General features: G+C 72.2%; 15 protein-coding genes and 1 pseudogene. 7 read left to right on the plus strand and 9 right to left on the minus strand.

Annotated elements, in window-relative coordinates; all coding sequences use genetic code 11:
- Positions 1-3: 3 nt before the first annotated feature.
- On the plus strand, positions 4-744 hold the full coding sequence (locus ACFU3E_RS09065; RefSeq protein WP_384154184.1) for a sirohydrochlorin chelatase: 741 nt from the start codon (positions 4-6) through the stop codon (positions 742-744).
- A gap of 22 nt (positions 745-766) precedes the next feature.
- Here the strand turns inward: ACFU3E_RS09065 and ACFU3E_RS09070 are convergent, their stop codons facing one another.
- The 3 genes from ACFU3E_RS09070 to ACFU3E_RS09080 form a co-directional block, all read right to left on the minus strand.
- Positions 767-1,594: a GvpL/GvpF family gas vesicle protein gene (locus ACFU3E_RS09070; protein ID WP_384154186.1), complete on the minus strand. Its 828-nt coding sequence runs from the start codon at positions 1,592-1,594 to the stop codon at positions 767-769.
- A gap of 367 nt (positions 1,595-1,961) precedes the next feature.
- Positions 1,962-2,336 (minus strand): DUF4440 domain-containing protein, encoded by a 375-nt coding sequence (locus ACFU3E_RS09075; protein ID WP_384154188.1) that lies wholly within the window; start codon positions 2,334-2,336, stop codon positions 1,962-1,964.
- Positions 2,329-2,877, minus strand: coding sequence for a DUF1697 domain-containing protein (locus ACFU3E_RS09080; RefSeq protein WP_384154190.1), 549 nt, complete (start codon positions 2,875-2,877; stop codon positions 2,329-2,331). The genes ACFU3E_RS09075 and ACFU3E_RS09080 overlap by 8 nt, the downstream gene beginning before the upstream one ends.
- 340 nt (positions 2,878-3,217) lie before the next feature.
- On the opposite strand from ACFU3E_RS09080, the gene ACFU3E_RS09085 reads away from it, so the two are divergent.
- The gene (locus ACFU3E_RS09085) at positions 3,218-5,470 is read left to right on the plus strand and encodes an MMPL family transporter (RefSeq protein ID WP_384154192.1); all 2,253 of its coding nucleotides are present in this window, start codon (positions 3,218-3,220) and stop codon (positions 5,468-5,470) included.
- Positions 5,471-5,537: 67 nt separating this feature from the next.
- Here the strand turns inward: ACFU3E_RS09085 and ACFU3E_RS09090 are convergent, their stop codons facing one another.
- Entirely contained in the window at positions 5,538-5,855 is a 318-nt protein-coding gene (locus ACFU3E_RS09090; RefSeq protein WP_384154194.1) for a hypothetical protein, read from the minus strand.
- Between the two features lie 201 nt (positions 5,856-6,056).
- Between ACFU3E_RS09090 and ACFU3E_RS09095 the strand changes: the two genes are divergently transcribed.
- Complete coding sequence (locus ACFU3E_RS09095; protein ID WP_384154196.1) at positions 6,057-7,007, plus strand: zinc metalloprotease; 951 nt, start codon at positions 6,057-6,059, stop codon at positions 7,005-7,007.
- 205 nt (positions 7,008-7,212) lie between these two features.
- On the opposite strand, the pseudogene mgt reads toward ACFU3E_RS09095, so the two are convergent.
- A pseudogene (gene mgt / locus ACFU3E_RS09100) lies at positions 7,213-8,467 on the minus strand (macrolide-inactivating glycosyltransferase).
- 229 nt (positions 8,468-8,696) lie between these two features.
- Between mgt and ACFU3E_RS09105 the strand changes: the two are divergent.
- Positions 8,697-9,560 carry a phosphotransferase enzyme family protein gene (locus tag ACFU3E_RS09105; RefSeq protein ID WP_384154198.1) on the plus strand — a complete coding sequence of 288 codons (864 nt, stop codon included), beginning with the start codon at positions 8,697-8,699 and terminating at the stop codon, positions 9,558-9,560.
- A 16-nt stretch (positions 9,561-9,576) separates the two neighbouring features.
- Here the strand turns inward: ACFU3E_RS09105 and ACFU3E_RS09110 are convergent, their stop codons facing one another.
- From ACFU3E_RS09110 to ACFU3E_RS09125, 4 genes are all read right to left on the minus strand, one after another.
- Positions 9,577-10,299: a 3'-5' exonuclease gene (locus tag ACFU3E_RS09110; RefSeq protein ID WP_384154200.1), complete on the minus strand. Its 723-nt coding sequence runs from the start codon at positions 10,297-10,299 to the stop codon at positions 9,577-9,579.
- A gap of 131 nt (positions 10,300-10,430) precedes the next feature.
- Positions 10,431-11,672, minus strand: a complete 1,242-nt coding sequence (locus ACFU3E_RS09115) for an SAV2148 family HEPN domain-containing protein (RefSeq protein WP_384154202.1) — start codon at positions 11,670-11,672, stop codon at positions 10,431-10,433.
- A 103-nt stretch (positions 11,673-11,775) separates the two neighbouring features.
- The gene (locus tag ACFU3E_RS09120; protein WP_384154204.1) at positions 11,776-13,101 is read right to left on the minus strand and encodes a copper amine oxidase; all 1,326 of its coding nucleotides are present in this window, start codon (positions 13,099-13,101) and stop codon (positions 11,776-11,778) included.
- A 58-nt stretch (positions 13,102-13,159) separates the two neighbouring features.
- Positions 13,160-13,990, minus strand: a complete 831-nt coding sequence (locus ACFU3E_RS09125; protein ID WP_384154206.1) for a Tat pathway signal sequence domain protein — start codon at positions 13,988-13,990, stop codon at positions 13,160-13,162.
- 181 nt (positions 13,991-14,171) lie between these two features.
- On the opposite strand from ACFU3E_RS09125, the gene glgX reads away from it, so the two are divergent.
- The 3 genes from glgX (at position 14,172) to ACFU3E_RS09140 (ending at position 20,211) form a co-directional block, all read left to right on the plus strand.
- Positions 14,172-16,304, plus strand: coding sequence for a glycogen debranching protein GlgX (glgX, locus tag ACFU3E_RS09130; RefSeq protein WP_384154207.1), 2,133 nt, complete (start codon positions 14,172-14,174; stop codon positions 16,302-16,304).
- Between the two features lie 106 nt (positions 16,305-16,410).
- A complete protein-coding gene (gene treY / locus ACFU3E_RS09135) occupies positions 16,411-18,780 on the plus strand; it encodes a malto-oligosyltrehalose synthase (protein WP_384154209.1) in 2,370 nt (789 codons plus the stop codon).
- Positions 18,781-18,960: 180 nt separating this feature from the next.
- Positions 18,961-20,211, plus strand: a complete 1,251-nt coding sequence (locus tag ACFU3E_RS09140; RefSeq protein ID WP_384154211.1) for a M14 family zinc carboxypeptidase — start codon at positions 18,961-18,963, stop codon at positions 20,209-20,211.
- Positions 20,212-20,237: the final 26 nt, after the last annotated feature.

The raw sequence follows: 20,237 nt of genomic DNA on the forward strand, positions 1-20,237 counted from the left end.
CCCATGAACAGCAATCCCGTCCTCCTCGTCATCGCCCACGGCAGCCGCGACCCGCGCCATGCCGCGACGGTGCACGCCCTGGTACGCCGGGTGCGCTCGCTGCGCCCCGACGTGCGCGTGGAGACGGGCTTCCTGGACTTCAACGTCCCCTCGGCGCAGGGAGTCCTGGAGTCCCTGGCGGTGCAGGGCGTGCGCGACGTCGTCGCCCTGCCGCTCCTCCTCACCCGGGCGTTCCACGCGAAGGCGGACATCCCCGCGGTCCTCGCGGACGCGCCCCCGCAGCTGCGCATCCACCAGGCGGACGTCCTCGGGCCCTCCCCCCTCCTTCTGACGGCACTGGAACGACGTCTGCACGAGGCGGGCCTGGCCCCCGCCGACAAGTCCTCGACCGGGGTCGTCCTGGCCTCGGCGGGGTCCACCGACCCGGAGGCGATCGCAGTGATCGCAGAAATCGCGCGGGAGTGGCGGCACACCGGCTGGTGCGCCGTGCGGCCTGCGTTCGCCTCCGCATCTCTTCCCCGTACGGAGGACGCGGTCCGCGAACTCCGTCTGCTGGGCTGCTCCCGCGTGGCCGTGGCCCCGTACGTCCTGGCCCCCGGTTTCCTCCCGGACCGCATCGCCCGGGGCGCGGCGGAGGCGGATGTCCTGGCGGACGTCCTGGGGCCGGCGCCGGAGGTGGCGCGGGTGGTGCTGGAGCGGTACGAGGCGGCACGGACGCCGTTGCCCGCGGCTGTGAGTGCCTGACGTCAGCGGGGCGGGGTGACGGTCACGCGGCCGTCTCCTCGTGTGGTTCCGGCTGGAGGGCGAAGGAGTACGGGGCCCATGGGCCGGTGATCTCCACCCGGAGGCCCGGGACGCCCTGGGCGGCCGCGAGGATTCCCGCGCGGAAGGCGACCACGCGGTCGGCCGGGACGAGGTAGGCGTCGTTGGCGACGTTCGTGCCGGGGGCCGAGCCCGCCAGGCTGCCGCGTTCGGGGGTGTGGGTGACACGGTCGACGGCGAGGCCGCCGGCCGTTTCGGTGACCCGGGCCGCGGCCTGGGCGACCGTACGCCAGGCCTCCTCGTTCCTGCGCTGTCTGCGGCGGCGGATCACCTGGTAGGCGCGGCCGACCCCGAGGCCGGTGACCGGGTCCTGCGCGGGCTCCGTGCCGGCGTCGGGCGGGACGATGTCCGGGGCGGCGTAGATCTTGACGCCGAGCTCGACATGGCCTGTGAGGCGGTCCAGCAGGGAGAGGAAGTAGCCGCGGCGGGTGTCGAGGGCTTCGCGGGCACTGTTCTCGTCGCGGTAGACGGTGGCCAGGCGCAGGGGGAGCACGGCGGTGCCGGAGGCGACCAGGGCGGCCACCACGGCGTGGTGGGAGCGGACCGTGGACTCCAGCCAGTCCAGGTCGTCGAGGTGGGCCTGGAGGGGAGCGTCGTCGTAGTCGGCGGGCGGGACGTGGCCGACGGCGAAGGCGAGCTGCGGGCCGCTGACCGCCGGGGTGACCAGGTGGATCGGCTCTCCGGCGACACCGCGCAGGTGGGCCGCGGCCGCCGCGGCCTCGGGGGTGCGGCGCAGGACCGCGTAGGCGTAGACGAGGTTCGTGTCGCTCATGACTGCGGGCTCCTGTCGCTGGCCGTGCGATCCTCTCGCGAGACTCCGTTCTCGTGCCGTCCGTCCGTAGGTACGGAAGGCGTGGCGGAGGCGTTCACCTGAACGGCAGGCGGGTTGACCTTGCCCCGGGGGCGGGACCGAGGGTCCCGGCATTCACGAGGACTTCCCTGTGCAGCAGACGCCGTACAGCGATCCCGGGCCCGTGGCTGCGCAAGGGCGCGGCTCTCAGCGGGAACGGGCTCGCGGCGGCCGACGCGGTCGCCGCGGGCCCGCTCCGAGGACGACTGGCCGCGGCTCTTCACGGACCCGCGGCTGACCGTGCCGGCCGAGATCACGTCGTACGCGCCCTACCTGGGGGACCGCCGGGTCACGTTGCCCGTTCGCTGAACGGGGTCGCCTGGTGGAACCAGAGCAGCCAGCGGCCTTCCGTCCGCCGCCACAGCGAACTGCGGTGTGCGCGGCTGCCGTCGTACTCCGTGTCGTAGGTGAGGTGGACCAGGTCCGGGGCGAGCTGCACGCCCCGCAGGGCGGAGACGGCGACGGGCCGGGCGTCGGGCTCGGCGGTCGCGGCCAGGGAGGCGATGATGGCGGCCCGGCTCCAGTGCCGGCCGGAGGCGCCGAACTCATGGAACTCGGGGTGGAGCAGCGCCCCGACCCGCTCGGGCGACTGGCGGATCTTCGGGGTGAGCAGGGCCAGTTCGCCCTCCATCGCGGACTCGACAGCCGGGTTGCGCTCAGACATCTGTCATCTCCACCAGCTTGACGACGGTGTTCCAGTTGCGGGTCGTGGCGATCATGCCCTTGTTGAGGCGCGGTTTCGACAGGTGCTCGGCCAGCTTGGAGCGGCCCAGGCCGTTCGGGGCGTACAGGTACAGGGCCCGGTCGCCGAGGCGGAACTCCTCGGGGAGGTAGGCGCCTTGGTCGATCTCCGTGAAGCGGTCGGGGGTGACGGGCGCGGAGAAGTAGGTGACGTGGAGCTGCTTGGGCTCCAGGTCGGCGGCCGGGAACGGGCAGGCGTCGGCGATCGCCCGCAGATAGGCGTGGTCGCGCACGATCACGTCGACGGCGAAGCCGAAGCGCTTCTCGATGGCCTGCGCGATCTCACCGGCCAGCGACTCCTCGCCGCCGCGGCCGGAGGAGAACACGGCCTGGCCGCTCTGCAGGTGTGTCCGGACGTCGTCGTGGCCGAGGTCCGCCAGGAGCGTGCGCAGGTCCGCCATGGGGACCTTCCTGCTGCCGCCCACGTTGATTCCGCGCAGCAGGGCCGCGTATGTCGTCGTCATCCGCTCACGATAAGGCGGCCGTCGTGCCCCGTGGGGGTGGGCACGACGACCGCGGCGGGCAGCTGCCCGGCCCCGTAAATTACTCACCGGTCTTCGCGGCGCACAACCGTCTGCTCAGGATCCACACACCCGGGGAGTCCGAAATGTCTCGCGATAGGTGTAAGGGACCACAGTCCCTGCGGGTCCTCCCCAGTGGGGAGGGGGTTCGCTCCATGCGGATGAGTTCCGGCCCCGCCACTTCACCGGACGGCACGACGAGATGGCTTTATTCGGCCCATACCTTCGAGGCGGAAGGGGGCGGCAGGGGGCCGTCGCCGCGTCACGAGGGGGCAAGCCCGTCATGGGGAACGGAGACATACGGGTGCGGGGCCTCGCCGCCCGGGCCGGCGGCTGGAGCGCCCGGCACCGATGGGCTGCCGTCGGCATCTGGGTTCTGTTCGTCGTCCTGGCGATGGGGCTCGGTTCGGCAGCGGGCCGGGTCGACGTCAAGGACAGCGACCAGCTCAAGGGCGAGACGCACACCGCCGCGCGGATCATCGAGGACGCCGGGATCGACGAGCCGGCCAGTGAGACCGTCCTGATCCAGGCCAAGGGCGGCGGCCTGAAGGCGACGGACACCGAGTTCCGGGACGCCGTCGACGCCGTCGTGCGGGCCGTCGAGGGGACCGGCCGGGTCACGGAGGTGGCCTCGCCGTACGACACGAAGACGATCTCGAAGGACGGCCGCAGCGCGCTCGTGCAGTTCGACATGCGCGGCGAGGCGGACACGGCGGGCGAGCGGGTCGAGCCGGTGCTGCAGGCCGTCGAGGGCGTCCAGCAGGACCACGAGGCGTTGCGGATCGAGGAGATCGGCGGCGCCAGCATGATGAAGACGTTCGACGACGCGTTCGGCGACGACTTCAAGAAGGCCGAGTACTCCGCGGCGCCGGTGGCCCTCGGCATTCTGCTCATCGCGTTCGGCGCGCTGGTGGCGGCGCTGCTGCCGGTGCTGCTGGCGATCACCGCGATCATGGCGACGATGGGTCTGATGGGCGTCGTCAGCCATGTGATGCCGATGAGCGACACCGCGAACTCCGTGATGCTGCTGGTCGGTCTGGCCGTCGGCGTCGACTACTGCCTGTTCTACCTGCGCCGCGAGCGCGAGGAGCGCGAGGCCGGCCGGGACGCGCAGACGGCCCTCAGGATCGCCGCAGCGACCAGTGGCCGGGCGATCGTCGTCTCGGGTGTCACGGTGTGTGTGGCGATGGCGGGCATGCTGTTCACCGGCCTCGCCGAGTTCGAGGCGATGGGCCTGGCATCGCTGATGGTGGTGGCCGTGGCGATGGTGGGGTCCGTGACCGTGCTGCCCGCGCTGCTGTCGCTGCTGGGCGAGCGCGTCGAGAAGGGCCGCATACCGTTCCTGCGCCGGCGCAAGCGGGGCGGCGGCGGTCAGGACAGCCGGTTCTGGACGGCCGTGCTGCGCCGCGTCCTCGCCAAGCCGGTGATCGCGGTGGTGGTCGCGGCCGGGGCGCTGCTGGCCATCTCGGCTCCCGCGCTCGGCATGAAGACACAACAGCTCACCCTTGACCAGGAGTTCGGCGACTCGCTGCCCATCGTGCAGACGTACAACCGGCTCAACGAGGCCTTCCCGGGCGGGTCCGAGCCGGCCGAGGTGATCGTCAAGGCGGACGACATCAACGCGCCGGAGGTGAAGTCAGCGCTCGCCGGCTTCCGTGACCGGGCGATCAGTTCGGGCGCCTCGCGGGGCCCGGTGGAGATCAAGCTGCACGACGCGCAGAACATCGCGTTCGTCTACGTCCCCCTCGTCGGCGGCTCCGACCAGGACAAGGCGGGGGCGAGCCTGGACAAGCTGCGTGACGAGGTACGCCCGGCCACGCTGGGCAAGGTCGACGGGGTCGAGGCGCCCATCACCGGGCAGGTGGCCGGTTCCAGGGACTTCAACGACCAGTTGGCGGGCGCTGTCGTGCCGGTGTTCGCGTTCGTCGTGGTCTTCGCCTTCGTGCTGATGCTGCTGTCGTTCCGCTCGCTGACCATCGCGGTCACGTCGATCGTGCTGAACCTGCTGTCGGTGGGCGCCGCGTACGGCATCCTCGTCGCCGTCTTCCAGCACGGCTGGGGGGCGTCCCTGGTGGGGGCGGAGGGTGTCGGCGCGATCATCACCTGGCTGCCGCTGTTCCTCTTCGTGATCCTGTTCGGCCTGTCGATGGACTACCACGTGTTCGTGGTCTCCCGGATCCGTGAGGCGCGGCTGCGGGGCCTGGCGACGAAGGACGCGATCCGGCACGGCGTGGTCACCACGGCCGGGGTGGTCACCAGCGCGGCGGTCATCATGGTCGCCGTGTTCGCGATCTTCGGGACGCTGTCCATGCAGTCCATGAAGCAGATGGGCGTCGGCCTCGCGGCCGCGGTGCTCATCGACGCGACGATCATCCGGGGCGTGCTGCTGCCGGCCGTGATGGCGCTGCTCGGCGAGCGCAACTGGTACCTGCCGAAGTGGCTGCACCGGCTGCCGGACCTCACGCATGACGAGACGCCGCAGGCGGTCGCCGGACCGGCGGCGCGGGACGGCGAGGGCGAGCCCCTCAAGGTCTGAGCGCCGCGGTGGCGCGCGGGGCCCGTTGGTTGCCGGGGCAGCCGACGGGCCCCGCGGCGCGCTCTCGTCAGGTCAGCCGCCGCACCTGGAGCGTCTGCTCGTCGCAGCGTACGATCTCCAGCTCCCGGTCCGGGCGGACGCCCCCGAAGGTGAGCGCGAGGTGACGGTCCGACACGAGCCGCCAGCGACCGGGCACGGCGCCGGGGGCGTCCCCGCGTCCCAGCGGGTGGTCGACGACGGCGCCGTCGGGAGCGAACTCCATGCCGCGGCGCCCGCGCGCGGGTGGGAAGGGGAAGTCGTCGGGCCGGTAGACCTTCACATCCTCGTGGTCCTCCTCGTAGGAGTGCCACCACGAGCGGAACAGGCCCGACGGGGGCTCTCGCATGACCCGGCCACCTCACTCGTCCAACGTCGTCCACATTGCCGCTCTTATGCCGAAGTGACTAGAATTATCAGTGTATGGGTTCGGAGGGAACGGGCAACCGACCGCTCCGCCCGGCGTCGCCCGGCCCTCGCGGCGCGTGTCAGACGCGCAGTTTCCGCAGCCGTGCACGCGGCACACCCCAGCTCCCCGGAGGGCCGAGCCATGTCCGATGCGCAGGCATTCCTTCGCGCCACCTCGCCCGACTTCAGCCACTGGTGCGGCGCCATGGAGGTACACCGCAGACTCCTCACCCTGAACCCGGAGTACGCCGAGAACCGGGCCCTGATCGAGAACACCGCCTTCGCCTACGAGTCGATGGAGCAGGTCACCGCCCGGCAGGGCATCATCGACATCCCCGTCGTCGTGCACGTCGTGCACAGCACCCCCGAGCAGAACGTGAGCGACGCCCAGATCCACAGTCAGATCGACGTGCTGAACCAGGACTTCCGGGCGAGCAACCCGGACGTGAGCAAGGTGCCCGCGGTCTGGCAGGACCTGGTGGCCGACGCGCGCCTGCAGTTCCACCTCGCCCGGACCGACCCGCTGGGCCGCCCCACGGACGGCATCACACGGACGCAGAGCGCGAACCCCGGCTGGGACACCGACGACCTGGTCAAGTTCAGCCTGAGCGGCGGCCGGGACGCCTGGCCCGCGGACATCTACCTGAACCTCTGGGTCTGCCAGTTGCGCCGCGGGCTGCTGGGCTACGCCCAGTTCCCGGGCGGCGCCGCCTCCACGGACGGCGTGGTCGTCACGCACACCGCCCTCGGGACCACCGGCACCGCCACGGCACCCTTCGACGGTGGTCGCACGGCCGTGCACGAGATCGGGCACTGGCTGAACCTGCGGCACATCTGGGGCGACGACGACGAGGGGTGCAGCGGCAGCGACTTCGTGGCGGACACCCCCAACCAGGCCGGGGGGAACGCCGGTTCGCCCAGCTTCCCCCACGTGACATGTGGCAACGGACCGGACGGCGACATGTTCATGAACTACATGGACTACACCGACGACGCCGCGATGTTCATGTTCACCAAGGGCCAGTCGGCACGCATGGACGCCACCCTCGACAACGCCCGACTGACCCTCACCCGCCAGGCCGTCGCGGTGTGACGACGGCCTGCCTAGTGCCGCGGCAGGCAACGTCTGCCCGTCGAGGAGCGGCGTCCGGTGCGTGCTCTCGGCGTGCCGGCCGGAAGTCCTCGTACTGGTCGTACTCGGGCTTTCGGCCGGTGCGGCGAGTGGGGGTCCCCCCTGCTCGAAGAGCTTGGGGGAGCGTGCCGGGCGTCGCGACGGGGCGAACGTTGCTGTCGCGGCACTAGCTCCGGCGGGCGGCCAGTTCGGCCTCGATGAGATCGGCCGCGCGCCTGGTGCCGCCCTCCTGGGCCGTCTCCGCCTGCAGTTCCCTCAGACGCCGGGCGACCTCCGGATCGCCGGCCAGGGCGAGGGCCGCTGCGCGCAGGGTCTCGGCGGTCGCCTCCTCCGTGGGAACGCAGCGGGCGACGCCGAGACCCTGGAGCATCTCCGCGTTGCCGAACTGGTCCACGGCCTGCGGTACGGCGATCATCGGCGTGGCGGTGGCCAGGCCCTCCTGACTGCCGCCGGCGCCGGCGTGCGTGACGAACAGGTCGGCCTGCTTCAGAATGGCCAACTGCGGCACCCAGGAGTGCACCTCCACGTTCGCCGGGGCGTCCGCGAACTCGGCCCGGTCGACGTGCTTGCCGACCGAGAGCACCAGATGCCAGCCGGGCAGGTCGCCGAACGCCTTGACGCACTCCCGGTAGAAGCCGGGCTGCTTGGTGAAGGCGGACCCCAGGGACACGAGTACGACCTTCCCGGCATCGGCCGGCCGCTGCCAGTCGCCCTCGGCGGTGCGGTCGCCCTGGCAGGCGCCGACGAAGGAGTGCACCCCGTCGTCGACCCGGTCCGCGTTCGGCTGGAGCGCCTTGGGGAGCAGGACGATCGAGCGGGCGGGCCGGCCCCCGAAGTCGTCGGGGTGCAGGGTGATCCCGTTCTCCTCCAGCCAGGCCTGGAAGCGGGCGTAGTAGGCGCGGCCCCGTTCGGTCTTCTTCGGCTCCTCCCACATGGGCCGGGCGACCTCCTCCTCGTACCCCTCCCAGGCGACCATGGCCGGAGAGAGGGAGACCGCGGGGACGCCCCACCGGTGGGCGAGGACCCGGCCCGGGTAGGAGGCGATGTCGTGCAGGACGAGGTCCGGCTCGTCGCCCTCGTAGGCCGCGATCAGCTGCGGAAGGGCCTGGATCGCATCGTCGAGGAACGGCTCCACGTTGTCCAGCAGTGCGCTCCCCCACGCCTCCGGGTCGTCGTCGGGCGAGGGCAGCGTCGACTTCCAGGGCCTCACCTCGGCGCCGGTGCCCGCGATCTTGTCGGCGAAGACGGGCGGGATCGCGTAGGTCACCCGGTGGCCGCGCGCCACGAGTTCGCGGATCACCTCCAGACTCGGGTTCACGTGGCCGTGGGCGGCGATGGAGAACATGGCGATGTGCGCGCGACTGGTCATGCGCCGAACCGTATGCGAGACGATACGTCTCGTGCAACTTGAATCCCGTCAGCGGCGGGGCGCCGGCACCAGGGTGCCGTTCTCCTTCAGACGTGCCCGCAGCTCCCCGGTCACCGTGGTCACGGAATCAGCCCCGTGCGCGCTCGGCCGGCCCGGTCGTGCCCGTGAAGGCCGTGCGCCTCGTCATGGCACCGCGTACGCCGCCCGACCTGTGCCGATGCGACACTGACCGGCGGACGACCGGAACCCGGCGGTCGAGGCATGGACGACGGAGGCGGACGATGGACGAGGCGCGGGCGCGGGACGTACTGGCCGCGGCGGGGGTACTGCCCCGCGCGGCCGGGGAGGCGCGGTTGCTCGCCCTGGGCGAGAACGCGGTGTTCGCCGCCGGTGACCTGGTCGTCAAGGTCGGCCGCGACGCCGGACTCCTCGACCGGGCGCGCCGCGAGCTGGACATCGCGGGGTGGCTCGCCGAGGCGGGCGTGCCGGCGGTGCGGGCAGCCGAGCCGGAGGCGCTGCTGGTCGACGGTCATCCGGTGACGGTGTGGCATCGGCTGCCGGAGGCCGTGCGGCCCGCCGAGCCGCGGGATGTGGCCGAACTGCTGCGGGTCGTGCATGCCATGCCCCTGCCTCCCTTCGAACTTCCGGCCCGCGATCTGCTGGGCGGTGTGGAGCGGTGGCTGCGGCTCGCGGGCGAAGCGATCGACCCCGCGGACGCGGCGTATCTGCGCGAGCGCCGGGACGGGTTCGCCGCTCGGGCCGCCGCGCTCACCCCGCATCTGCCGCGGGGGTTGATCCACGGGGACGCGCTGCCGCGCAATGTGCATGTGGGGCCCGACGGGCCCGTGCTGGTGGATCTGGAGACGGTGTCCGCGGATCTGCGGGAGCACGATCTCGTGGTGATGGTGCTGTCCCACGACCGGTACGGACTGCCCGAGGGGGCCTACGCGTCGTTCGCGGAGACCTACGGCTGGGACGTACGCGGGTGGGAGGGCTGCGGTGTGCTGCGCGGGGCCCGGGAGACGGCCAGTTGTGCGTGGGTCGCCCAGCATGCGCCGGGCAACCCGAAGGCGCTGGCCGAGTTCGAGCGGCGGGTGAGGTCCTTGAGGGACGGGGACGAGACGGTGCGGTGGTATCCGTTCTGACCGCCCGGCAGCCGGCTCAGACCGGCTCGTCCGCCGACTCCCGCAGGGGCCACGTCCCGTCGACCGAGGCCGTCGGATCGCCCTTGCCGCGCAGGAAGCTCTGGAAGTCCGCCGCCCACTGCGCGTACCACTCGATCTGGCGGTGGTGCAGGGCCGCCGGGCCGAGGGTGGCGATCTTGGGGTGGCGGTCGGCTATCGCACCGGCCAGGCGGGCTGCCGCCAGGGCGTCGGCCATGGCGTCGTGGGCGGTGTCCAGGACGACTCCGTACTCCGCGCAGACCGCTTCGAGGTTGCGCTTGCCACGGCGGTAGCGGTCGACCCGGCGGTCGATGGTGTACGGGTCGATGACCGGGGCCGGTTCCGCACCGCCCAGGCGGTCACGCAGGGACGGCAGGCCGTGGCGCCGCAACTCCGCGGAGAGCAGGGTGAGGTCGAAGGCCGCGTTGTAGGCGACGACCGGCACGCCCGTCCTCCAGTAGGAGGTGAGGACGTCGGCCAGTGCGTCCGCCACCTGGTCGGCCGGTCTGCCCTCGGCCGCCGCCCGCTCGCTGCTGATGCCGTGCACGGCGACCGCGTCCTCGGGGATCGGCACGCCCGGGTCGGCCAGCCACTCCCGGCGCCCTATCGGCTCCCCGGCCCTGACCTCGATCACGGCCCCCGTGACGATGCGCGCCTCGCGCGGATCCGTGCCCGTCGTCTCCAGGTCGAAGCCGACCAGCAGCTCCCGGTGCCAGCCCATGGCCGTCCCCCCTTCTTGTGGTGCGTTCCCCCAGTGGTCTCCACCTTCCCATGCACCACTGACAATCGACGGCTCGCGTTCCGGTTACCCGCGGCGGCGGACCGGAGAACCACCCCGTACCGGGGCACAGTTCACGACACCGGCCGCGAATCCGCCCACATCACCTCGAACTCCTCGCGATAGGTGGGAAAGAGGCCTGCTTCGTCCATCTCGCCCGACTTGACCACCTTGCTGCCGTTGCGCAGCACGAACACGGGTGCCTCCATGCCCCGGGTACGGCGCAGATAGCTCTGCACGACCGCGATGCCGTCCGCTCCGTCGCCGTCCACGAGATACGCCGTGAAGCGGGGCGTCTCGTCGAAGACCTGGATCTCGAAGGCGCCCGGGTCGCGCAGCCGGGCCCGCACCCGGCGCATGTGCAGGATGTTCATCTCGACGGCCCTGCTGAGCTCGCCGCGCTTGATGCCGAGCTCGCGCTCGCGCCGCTTGACCGCGCTGGAGGCCGGGTTGAGGAACAGCAGCCGCACCCGGCAGCCGGACTCGGCCAGCCGCACCAGACGCCGGCCGGAGAAGTTCTGCACGAGCAGGTTGAGGCCGATGCCGATGGCGTCCAGACGGCGGGCGCCGCCGAAGATGTCCTCGGCCGGGAACTGCCGCATCAGCCGCACCCGGTCCGGGTGGACCGCGACCACGTCGGCATACCGGTCGCCGACGAGGTCCTCGACGGCGTCGACGGGCAGCCGGCGCGCCGAGGGCACGTCACCGCCCGCGCCGAGCATCTCCAGCAGCCGGGCCGAGGCCCGCTCGGCCTGGTTGAGCACGGCCTCGGACAGGGCCCGGTTGCGGGAGACGACGTTCCGGGTGACCTCGAGTTCGTCCAGAGCGAGCTCGACGTCCCGGCGGTCGTCGAAGTACGGCTCGAAGCAGGGCCAGTGCTGCACCATCAGTTCCCGCAGCTGCGGCAGGGTGAGGAAGGACAGCACGTTGTCGTCGGCCGGGTCGAGCAGATATCCCTTGCGGCGGCTGACCTCGCGCACGGCGACCGCGCGCTGCACCCACTCCTGGCCGGCCGGGCCGGCGGCGGCCACCACCCAGTCCTCGCCATGGACCGGTTCGTAGATGGGCCGCAGCACGGCGGCGACCACCGCGCGCAGCCGCTGTTCGACGAGGTTCAGCCAGATGTAGGCCCGGCCGGCCCGCTGGGCGCGGGTGCGCACCTCGCGCCAGGCGTCGGCGTCCCAGTCCAGTTCCGGGCCGATCGAGCCCGTGGCGTCCATCGGCCGCGCCAGGGACACGGCACCGGTCGGGACGTCAGCGGAGTTCCCCTCGTGACCCTCGTCACCAGGGGGCAGCTCCAGCCCTCCCGAGCCCACCCGCGCACCGCCTTCCGCTCCCCCGGGACACCGCCCTTGTCAACGATCAAGGAAGGGTACTCCGGGAGCGGTCGGCGGTGCAGCCCGATGGGCAGGGTAGTTCTCAACTGCGGGGCTGCCAGTGCCCGTTCTGCCAGCCGAGCTCGGCCGGAGTGAGCGGATTCATGGCGGTGACGTCGCGCGGGGCGATGGAGAACCCCTGCCAGTGGACGGGCATGGGCTGCTGGTCCTCGTCCCGGGCTATGTGGTGGAAGCCGATGTTCATCCAGACCACCGGATGGGTCAGGGTCTGCCCGTTCACCCACTTGTCGACGGACTTCCCCGCTCCGGGACCGCAGTTGCCGGGGTTGTGGCTGGCGAACAGTTCGCACTTGTTGTACTGCGTGACGTACAGGTCGTGCTTGGTGTAGCTGCGGCCCGGGTACTTGGTGGTGGCCCCGGGGACGATCTCGTAGGAGCGCGCGTGTCCGTCCTTGTTCTTTCCGGTCGCGCTGACCACGCGCCACCAGCGGTAGTTCTTGCTGTTCCCGGCGAGCTCCTTGCTCACCTTGGTGCGGGTCGTCTTCGTGGTGGGGGCGCGCTGGCCCCGGGTGGGCGCGGTGACGGTGGAGTCGTACTGCTCGACGCGGTTCTTCGTGGAGCCGTCCAGCGCGAAGTCGAGCCGCCAGAAGGCGTTGTGGCTGTGGCTGGTGGACTTGGCACTCGCGCCCTTGCCGATGGGCCAGCCGCGGCCGTCGCCGGCGTCGTAGTCGTCCCAGGACAGACTGCCGGTGGCGCCGACGTTCATGGTGATCGCGCCGTCGTCCTGGAAGCGCCACTCGGTCATGTACTCGTACCAGCCGACCTGGTTCACCGTGTACACCAGGAGGTCCTTGCCCTCGGCCTGGAAGACCTTGCCGGCGGTGTCGCCCTGCATGCGGTAGGCGTGGCCGCGGGAGCGGGTGGTGGTGCACAGGCCCTTGACGTTCGGGTCCTCGTTCCAGGAGTCCGGGACCTTGACCGTCTTGATGGTGCCGCCGGGGCACTCGCCCGGCGCCAGGTTCATCAGGCCCTGGGCGAAGTCGAAGCCGGTGAGGTCGTCGTACTCGACCGAGCCGTCGTCGTAGGGGACGTGGATCTGGCCCAGGCGGGCGCTGTTGAGGACCATGATCGGTTTGGGTTCGCCCTTGGGCTGGTACGAGATCTTCTCCAGCACGAGGCCGGCCTTGCCGTCGTAGCGCCAGCACATCCGCCAGGTGGTGCCGGAGGAGAGCTTCCGCTCGATGCGGTAGGCGGCGCTGCAGTCGGCGGCCGGCGCCGCCGTGGGGGCGGCCTTCGGCTGGGCCGTGGCCGGTCCCGCGCCGGCCGTGGCGCCCGCGGCCAGCGCGGCGGCCACGGTCAGCCCCGCGGCCGCCCGGGTGCGGGCCTTGGTGGTGCTGTTCACACGCATGACGAGATGACTCCCTGACGAGGAGGAGCGAGGTGGACGGGTGAGCGACGAGGGCGGGTCAGCGGCCGAGCCGGGCGACCTCGCGGGCGCTCAGGTCGATCACCAGCGACCTGGCGTCGACCCACGGGCCGTTCTTGATCTTCGGGAACAGCCGGACACAGCGGTGCTCTCCGCACTTGTCGAGCACGGCGGGCTGGGCGCCCGGGGCGGCCCGGTAGACCGCGCCGCTGAGCTGGAGCTGTTCCGGGGAGGTGAGCGCCTTGCCGGTGGCGTCCTCGTAGTCGGCCTTCAGGCCCGAGCCCAGCGGGTCGGCGATCAGCAGACCGGCCGCCTCGGCCTTCTCGGCGCGGCTCAGCGGCGGCTGGACGCCGCGCTGGGTGCCGGTCGCCACCACCTTGCCGGTGCCGAGATCGACGGTCCGGGTGACGAGGGTGTCGTCCCGGTAGTCGTAGAACGTCACGTCGGCACGCCGGGGCGCGTCCGGCTTGCCGGCCTCGGCGGCGTCGGGTTCGGCGAGGTCGACGCCGAGGCGCTGCGGCCCGCGGTCCCCGTCGACGCTCTCGCTGCTCCGGAACAGCTGCCGGCTGAGGGCGATCTTCTCGGCCCGCTTCAGCTCGTCGTCGGTCAGCGGATCGCGGCCCTCGCCCTGCTGCCCTTCGGCGGGCGCCGCCTCGACGACCCCCGGCGCCACGGCCCGGCCGCCGGCCGCCGCATCGCCGGCCCCGGCGGCCCCCGCGGCCTGCGGAACGGACCGCCCCGCCCGGGTCCCGGCGTCGTCCGCCCCCGCCGTGCCCGGCAGGGTCACCGCCACCATCACGGCGGTCCCCGCCACCGCGATGGACGTACCGGCCACCATCTTGCCCAGGTGGCGGTGCACTATGTTGCGCACGTCTTCCCCCTACTCCCCCAACGGCCCCGGGAGTATGTGTTTGCCCCAACGGTTCGGCATACCGCGTATGCACTGGTCACTCGGTAAGAGGGACATAAGTCATAGGAGGTTCCCTCACTTTCGGGGAGACTCGGGACCAAGGCGTCCCCACCGGCGCCGCACACCTGAAAGAGTCGTATCCATGCAGGTCTGGCCTGGCGAGGCGTATCCACTCGGTGCCACGTACGACGGCGCCGGTACCAACTTCGCGGTCTTCACGGAGGCCGCGGACCGAGTAGAGCTGTGTCTGCTGCACGACGACGGCTCGGAGACGGCGATCGAGCTCCGGGAGAGCGACGCGTTCGTGCGGCACGCGTACGTGCCGGGCATCATGCCGGGGCAGCGGTACGGGTTCCGGGCGCACGGCCCGTACGCCCCGGAGCGCGGACTGCGCTGCAACTCCGCGAAACTTCTGCTCGACCCGTACGCGCGTGCGATCAGCGGTTCGATCCGCTGGGGCGAGGAGGTCTACGGCTACCACTTCGACGATCCGGGGCGGCGCAACGATCTCGACTCGGCGCCGCACACGATGACGTCGGTCGTGGTCAACCCCTACTTCGACTGGGGCGACGACCGGCGCCCGCGCACCGAGTACCACCACACGGTGATCTACGAGGCCCACGTCAAGGGCCTCACCATGAAGCACCCGGGCCTGCCGGAGGAGCTGCGCGGCACGTACGCGGCCCTCGCGCACCCGGCGATCATCGAGCACCTCACCGAGCTCGGGGTCACCGCCCTGGAGCTGATGCCCGTACACCAGTTCGTGAACGATCACCGCCTGGTCGACATGGGCCTGAACAACTACTGGGGCTACAACACCATCGGCTTCTTCGCCCCGCACAACGCCTACGCGTCCTGGGGCGACCGGGGCCAGCAGGTGCTGGAGTTCAAGTCGGCGGTCAAGGCGCTGCACGAGGCCGGGATCGAGGTGATCCTCGACGTGGTCTACAACCACACCGCCGAGGGCAACCACCTGGGTCCGACCCTGTCCTTCAAGGGCCTGGACAACTCGCGCTACTACCGGCTGACGGACGACCCCCGTTACTACATGGACACGACAGGGACGGGGAACTCCCTGCTGATGCGGTCCCCGCACGTGCTCCAGCTGATCATGGACTCGCTGCGGTACTGGGTCACGGACATGCACGTCGACGGGTTCCGCTTCGACCTGGCGGCGACACTCGCCCGGCAGTTCCACGAGGTGGACCGGCTGTCGTCGTTCTTCGACCTGGTGCAGCAGGACCCGGTGGTCTCCCAGGTGAAACTGATCGCCGAGCCGTGGGACGTGGGCGAGGGCGGCTACCAGGTGGGCAACTTCCCGCCGCTGTGGACCGAGTGGAACGGCAAGTACCGGGACACCGTGCGCGACCTGTGGCGGGGCGAGCAGCGCACCCTCGCGGAGTTCGCCTCGCGGCTGACCGGCTCGTCCGACCTGTACCAGGACGACGGGCGCCGCCCGCTGGCCTCGATCAACTTCGTGACCTGCCACGACGGCTTCCCCCTGCACGACCTGGTGGCCTACAACGACAAGCACAACGAGGCCAACGGCGAGGACAACCGGGACGGCGAGAGCCACAACCGGTCCTGGAACTGCGGGGTCGAGGGCGAGAGCGACGACCCGGACGTGCTGCGGCTGCGGGCCCGGCAGATGCGGAACTTCATCGCGACGCTGATGCTGTCCCAGGGCGTGCCCATGATCAGCCACGGTGACGAGTTCGCCCGCACCCAGGGCGGCAACAACAACGCCTACTGCCAGGACAACGAGCTGGCCTGGGTCGAGTGGCCGGAGGAGGACGAGGACCCGGAGGGCGGGCCGAGCCGGGAGCTGCTGGCCTTCACCCGCGCGATGGTGTGGCTGCGCCGCAACCACCCGGTCTTCCGCCGGCGGCGCTTCTTCCACGGGCGGCCCGTGGAGGGCACGCACGACGACCTGTCCGACATCGCCTGGTTCACCCCGGACGGCCGGGAGATGACCCAGCGGGACTGGGACTCGGCGCAGGCGTCGGCGCTGACGGTGTTCCTCAACGGCAACGCGATCTCCGAGCCGGGAGCGCGCGGGGAGCGCATCACCGACGACTCGTTCCTGCTGATGTTCAACGCCTCCCCGAAGCCGCTGGAGTTCGTGGTTCCGGTCAATCACGGGCGGCAGTGGGAGGTCGTGGTCGACACGGCCCTGCCGGACGGCACGCCCCCGGACACCGGCCCGAAGGTGCAGGCCGGGGACCGGCTGACCCTGACGGACCGGAGCATGACGGTGCTCCAGCGGCCCGTCTGACCGCTCAGCGCGTGCGCGTCGCCCGGAAGCCACTCGTCCGGGCGACGCGCGGCGCACCTGGCACCGGCGATGACACGAACGGCGGCGGGGCGGGTACGTACGTTCCATGACACCTGAGCGACTTGACCCGGTGGTGCCCACGGCCACGTACCGGCTGCAGCTGCAGCCCGAGTTCCCGTTCGGAGCAGCCGCGGCCGTCGTGCCGTACCTGGCCTCGCTCGGCGTCTCGCACCTGCATCTGTCCCCCGTCCTGGAGGCGGTGCCGGGCTCGACGCACGGCTACGACGTCGTCGACCACGCACGCGTGCGTGAGGAGCTGGGCGGCGAGGAGGGGCTGCGGGCACTGGGGCGCACCGCGCGCGAGCACGGCCTCGGCCTGGTGGTGGACATCGTCCCCAACCACATGGCCATGGCCCCGCGCCACAACCGCGCCCTGTGGGAGGTGCTGCGCGAGGGCCCGAAGTCGCCGTACGCGCGCTGGTTCGACGTCGACTGGGAGGCGCAGGACGGCCAGGTGCTGCTGCCGGTCCTCGGCGGGCCGCTGGGCGAGGTGCTCGACGAGCTGCGCGTCGACGGTGACGTACTGCGCTACTACGACCACGTCCTCCCGCTGCGCGAGGGCACCGAGGACCTGCCGCTGCCGCATCTGCTGGACGCGCAGTGGTACCGCCCGGTGTGGTGGCGGCTGGCCCGGACCGAGCTCAACTACCGGCGGTTCTTCAGCATCTCGGAGCTCATCGGGGTGCGGGTGGAGGACCCGGAGGTCTTCGAGGCCACCCACGACAAGATCCTCAAGCTGCTGCACGAGGGCGTGATCGACGGGCTGCGCATCGACCACCCCGACGGGCTCGCCGACCCCGACGGCTACCTCCGCCGGCTGCACGAGGCGACCGGGGGCCGCTGGACGGTCGTGGAGAAGATCCTGGCCGACGGCGAGCACCTCCCGGCGTCCTGGCCCGTCGCGGGGACCACCGGCTACGACGCCCTGCGGCATGTGGACGGGGTCTTCACGGACCCGGCCGGGTTCGGGGACCTGCTGGGGCGGTACCGGCGCTTCGCGGCCCCCCAGACGGACCGGGGCGGGCAGTGGGAGGCGACCGTACGGCGGGCGGCGTACAAGGTCCTCACGCACGAGCTGGCGACCGAGACCGACCGGCTGACCCGGGTGGCGACCCGGCTGTGCGCGACCTCACCGGAGCCGGCGCTGCGCGACCGAGCCCCCTGGGCGCTGCGCACCGCGCTCCAGGAGCTCCTCGTACGGATGGAGGTCTACCGGCCCTACGAGTCCGCCGACGCCGCGTCCGTGGTCACCGAGGAGGCAGCAGCCGAGGCCCGGCAGGCCTTCGCCGTGCCCGAGGAGGCCGGTGCGGTGGACGTGGTACGGGACCTGGTCCTGGGACGGTACGGCGACGGGCCCGCGCAGCTGGAGTTCCGGACACGGTTCGCGCAGACCTCGTCGGCGCTGCGGGCCAAGTCCGTGGAGGACACGGCGTTCTACCGGTACGTACCGCTGCTGTCGGCGACCGAGGTGGGCGGGAACCCGGGGGCTCCCGCGCTGTCGCCGGAGGAGTTCCACGCGTACTGCGCACGCGTGCAGCGCGACTGGCCGGTGACCGGGACGGTCGCCACCACGCACGACACCAAACGCAGTGCGGACGTCCGGGCGGCGCTGCACGTGCTCACCGAGTGCCCGGACCGCTGGGCGGACGTGCTGGCGGAGGTGACCCGCACCGGGGAGGGCGTGCCGGACGCGCAACTGGCGTGGGCGGCCTGGCAGACGGTGTTCGGTCTCGGCCCGGCGTCCGGGGTGCGGGAGCGGGTGCAGGGGGCGCTGCTGAAGCACGTGCGTGAAGCGGGCCTGTACACGAGCTGGACCGAGCAGGAACCGCCGTACGAGGAGGCGGTGGAGCGGTTCGTGGCGGCCGGGCCGTGCGGGGCGCCGGGCGGGCGGGTCGCCGCGTTCCGGGAGTCGCTGGCACCGCACATCCGGGCCAACGTGCTGGGCACCGCCCTGGTACAGCTGACGATGCCGGGCGTCCCGGACGTCTACCAGGGCACGGAGGCCGAGTACCGGGCGCTGGTCGACCCGGACAACCGGCGGGCGGTGGACTTCCCGCCTTCGCAGTCCGGCGGCACGTCCGGGGAGAAGGCGGCGGTGACCCGGGCGGCACTGGGGCTGCGGGCCCGGCGGCCCGGCGCCTTCGGCGACACGGCGACGTACCGGGCGCTGCCGGCCGAGGGACCGGCGGCGGCCCACTGTCTGGCGTTCGTCCGCTCCGGCGAGGTGCTGACGGCCGTGACCCGGCTGTCCCTGCGGCTCGCGGAGGCGGGCGGCTGGCAGGACACCCGGCTGCCGCTGCCGCCGGGCCGCTGGGCGGACGTACGGGAGCCGGGGCGCGAGTTCACCGGGCACGCGCGCGTGGCGGAGCTGTTCTCGGGAGTGCCGGTGGCGTTGCTGGAGAGGGTGGGCGAGTGAGGGCGGGGCGACCAGGCTGAGGGGTGTCCGGCACGCGCGGGGCAGGGCCGGACCCACTGCGGTCTCGGCGCCCGGGCGCCATGCTTCCGGGCGCCCCCGGGAGCCTCCCCCATCGTGCCCTTGACACCGCACCATGGCCGTGGGGTACTGCGATGGCGAACTCGGGCGGATGTGACGGGGGTGAGTGTCCTGCCGGAGCTGCGCTACCCGACGGTGACCGAACAGCTTTCCGCTGCCCGGGCGTTGACCGCTCCGCGCCCCGGCGTGTGCACCCTGCGGCAGGTGGGTGCCTCACGCGCGGGCAGGCCCCTGCACCTGCTGTCCGTGGGCCGGGCGCGCCGTGCCGTCCTGGTGGTCGCCGGCGCCCACGCCAACGAGCCGACCGGCTCCTGCACCCTGCTCGCGCTCGCCCGTCGGGTGCTGGAGCAGCGGGAGCTGCGCGACGGCATCTCCTGGCACTTCCTGCTGTGCGCGGACCCCGACGGGGCGAGCCTGCACATGACGCCGGCGCCGCGCAGCCTGTACGACTACCACCTCGGCTTCTTCCGGCCCGCTGGTCCGGAGCAGCCCGAGTGGGCGCCGTCCGTGCTGCCGCCGGACCGGCTGCCGCCCGAGACCCGGGCCCTGACGGGCGTCATCGACGAGCTGCGCCCCTATCTGCAGGTCACCCTGCACGGCACGGACCTGGGCGGCAGCTGGGTGCAGCTGACGAAGGACGTGCCGGGGCTGGCCGAGCCGTTCGCGAAGTCCGCCGCCGAGCTGCACATCCCCGTGGAGACCGGCGCCTCGGACGCCGCGGGCTGGCCCGCGTCCGGGCCGGGCGTGCATGTGATGCCCGCGCCGGGGATCGGGCCGGCGTACCCGAGCCTGCCGGACGACGCGCGGCACAGCACCTGGTACCACGCGCACCGGTACGGCGGACTGACCGCGGTGGTCGAGGTGCCGATGTGGGCGAGCGATCTGGTGGACGACCCGGCTCCGCATCCGGCTCCGGCGGCCGCGATCGGGCGGCTGGCGCGGCGGCTGCAGCGTGACACTCTGGAGGTGACGCGTGTGCTCGAGGGCGCGCTGCCGCGGCTGGCGGACCTGGACGGCCCGTTGCTGCGGGCCGCCCGCTGGGGGCTGGAGCTGGTGCCGGGTCTGGCCTCCGACCTGGTCCACACCCCGCCCGCCGGCCTCACCCGGGCGTACGTCGGCAGCGTGGACGCGTTCGCGCGGCGCGTGCCGCTGCGGGCGGCGGCCATGCTGCTGCGGGTACTGCGGGGGACCGACGAGGGTGCGGCGAGGCAGCTCGAGGAGCTTGTCTCGACCTGGAGCGACGCCTTCGCGGAACGCTTCCGCGCCCGCTGGGTGCCCTTGGAGAACCAGGTGGAGCACCAGTCCCGCACCGTGGTCGCGGCGGCGCTGCACGCGCGCGAGAGGGCGTCGTAGGGCCGTGTGGCGGGGCGCCCCGGACA

The sequence above is a fragment of the Streptomyces sp. NPDC057424 genome, assembly GCF_042803315.1.
Taxonomy (GTDB): domain Bacteria; phylum Actinomycetota; class Actinomycetes; order Streptomycetales; family Streptomycetaceae; genus Streptomyces.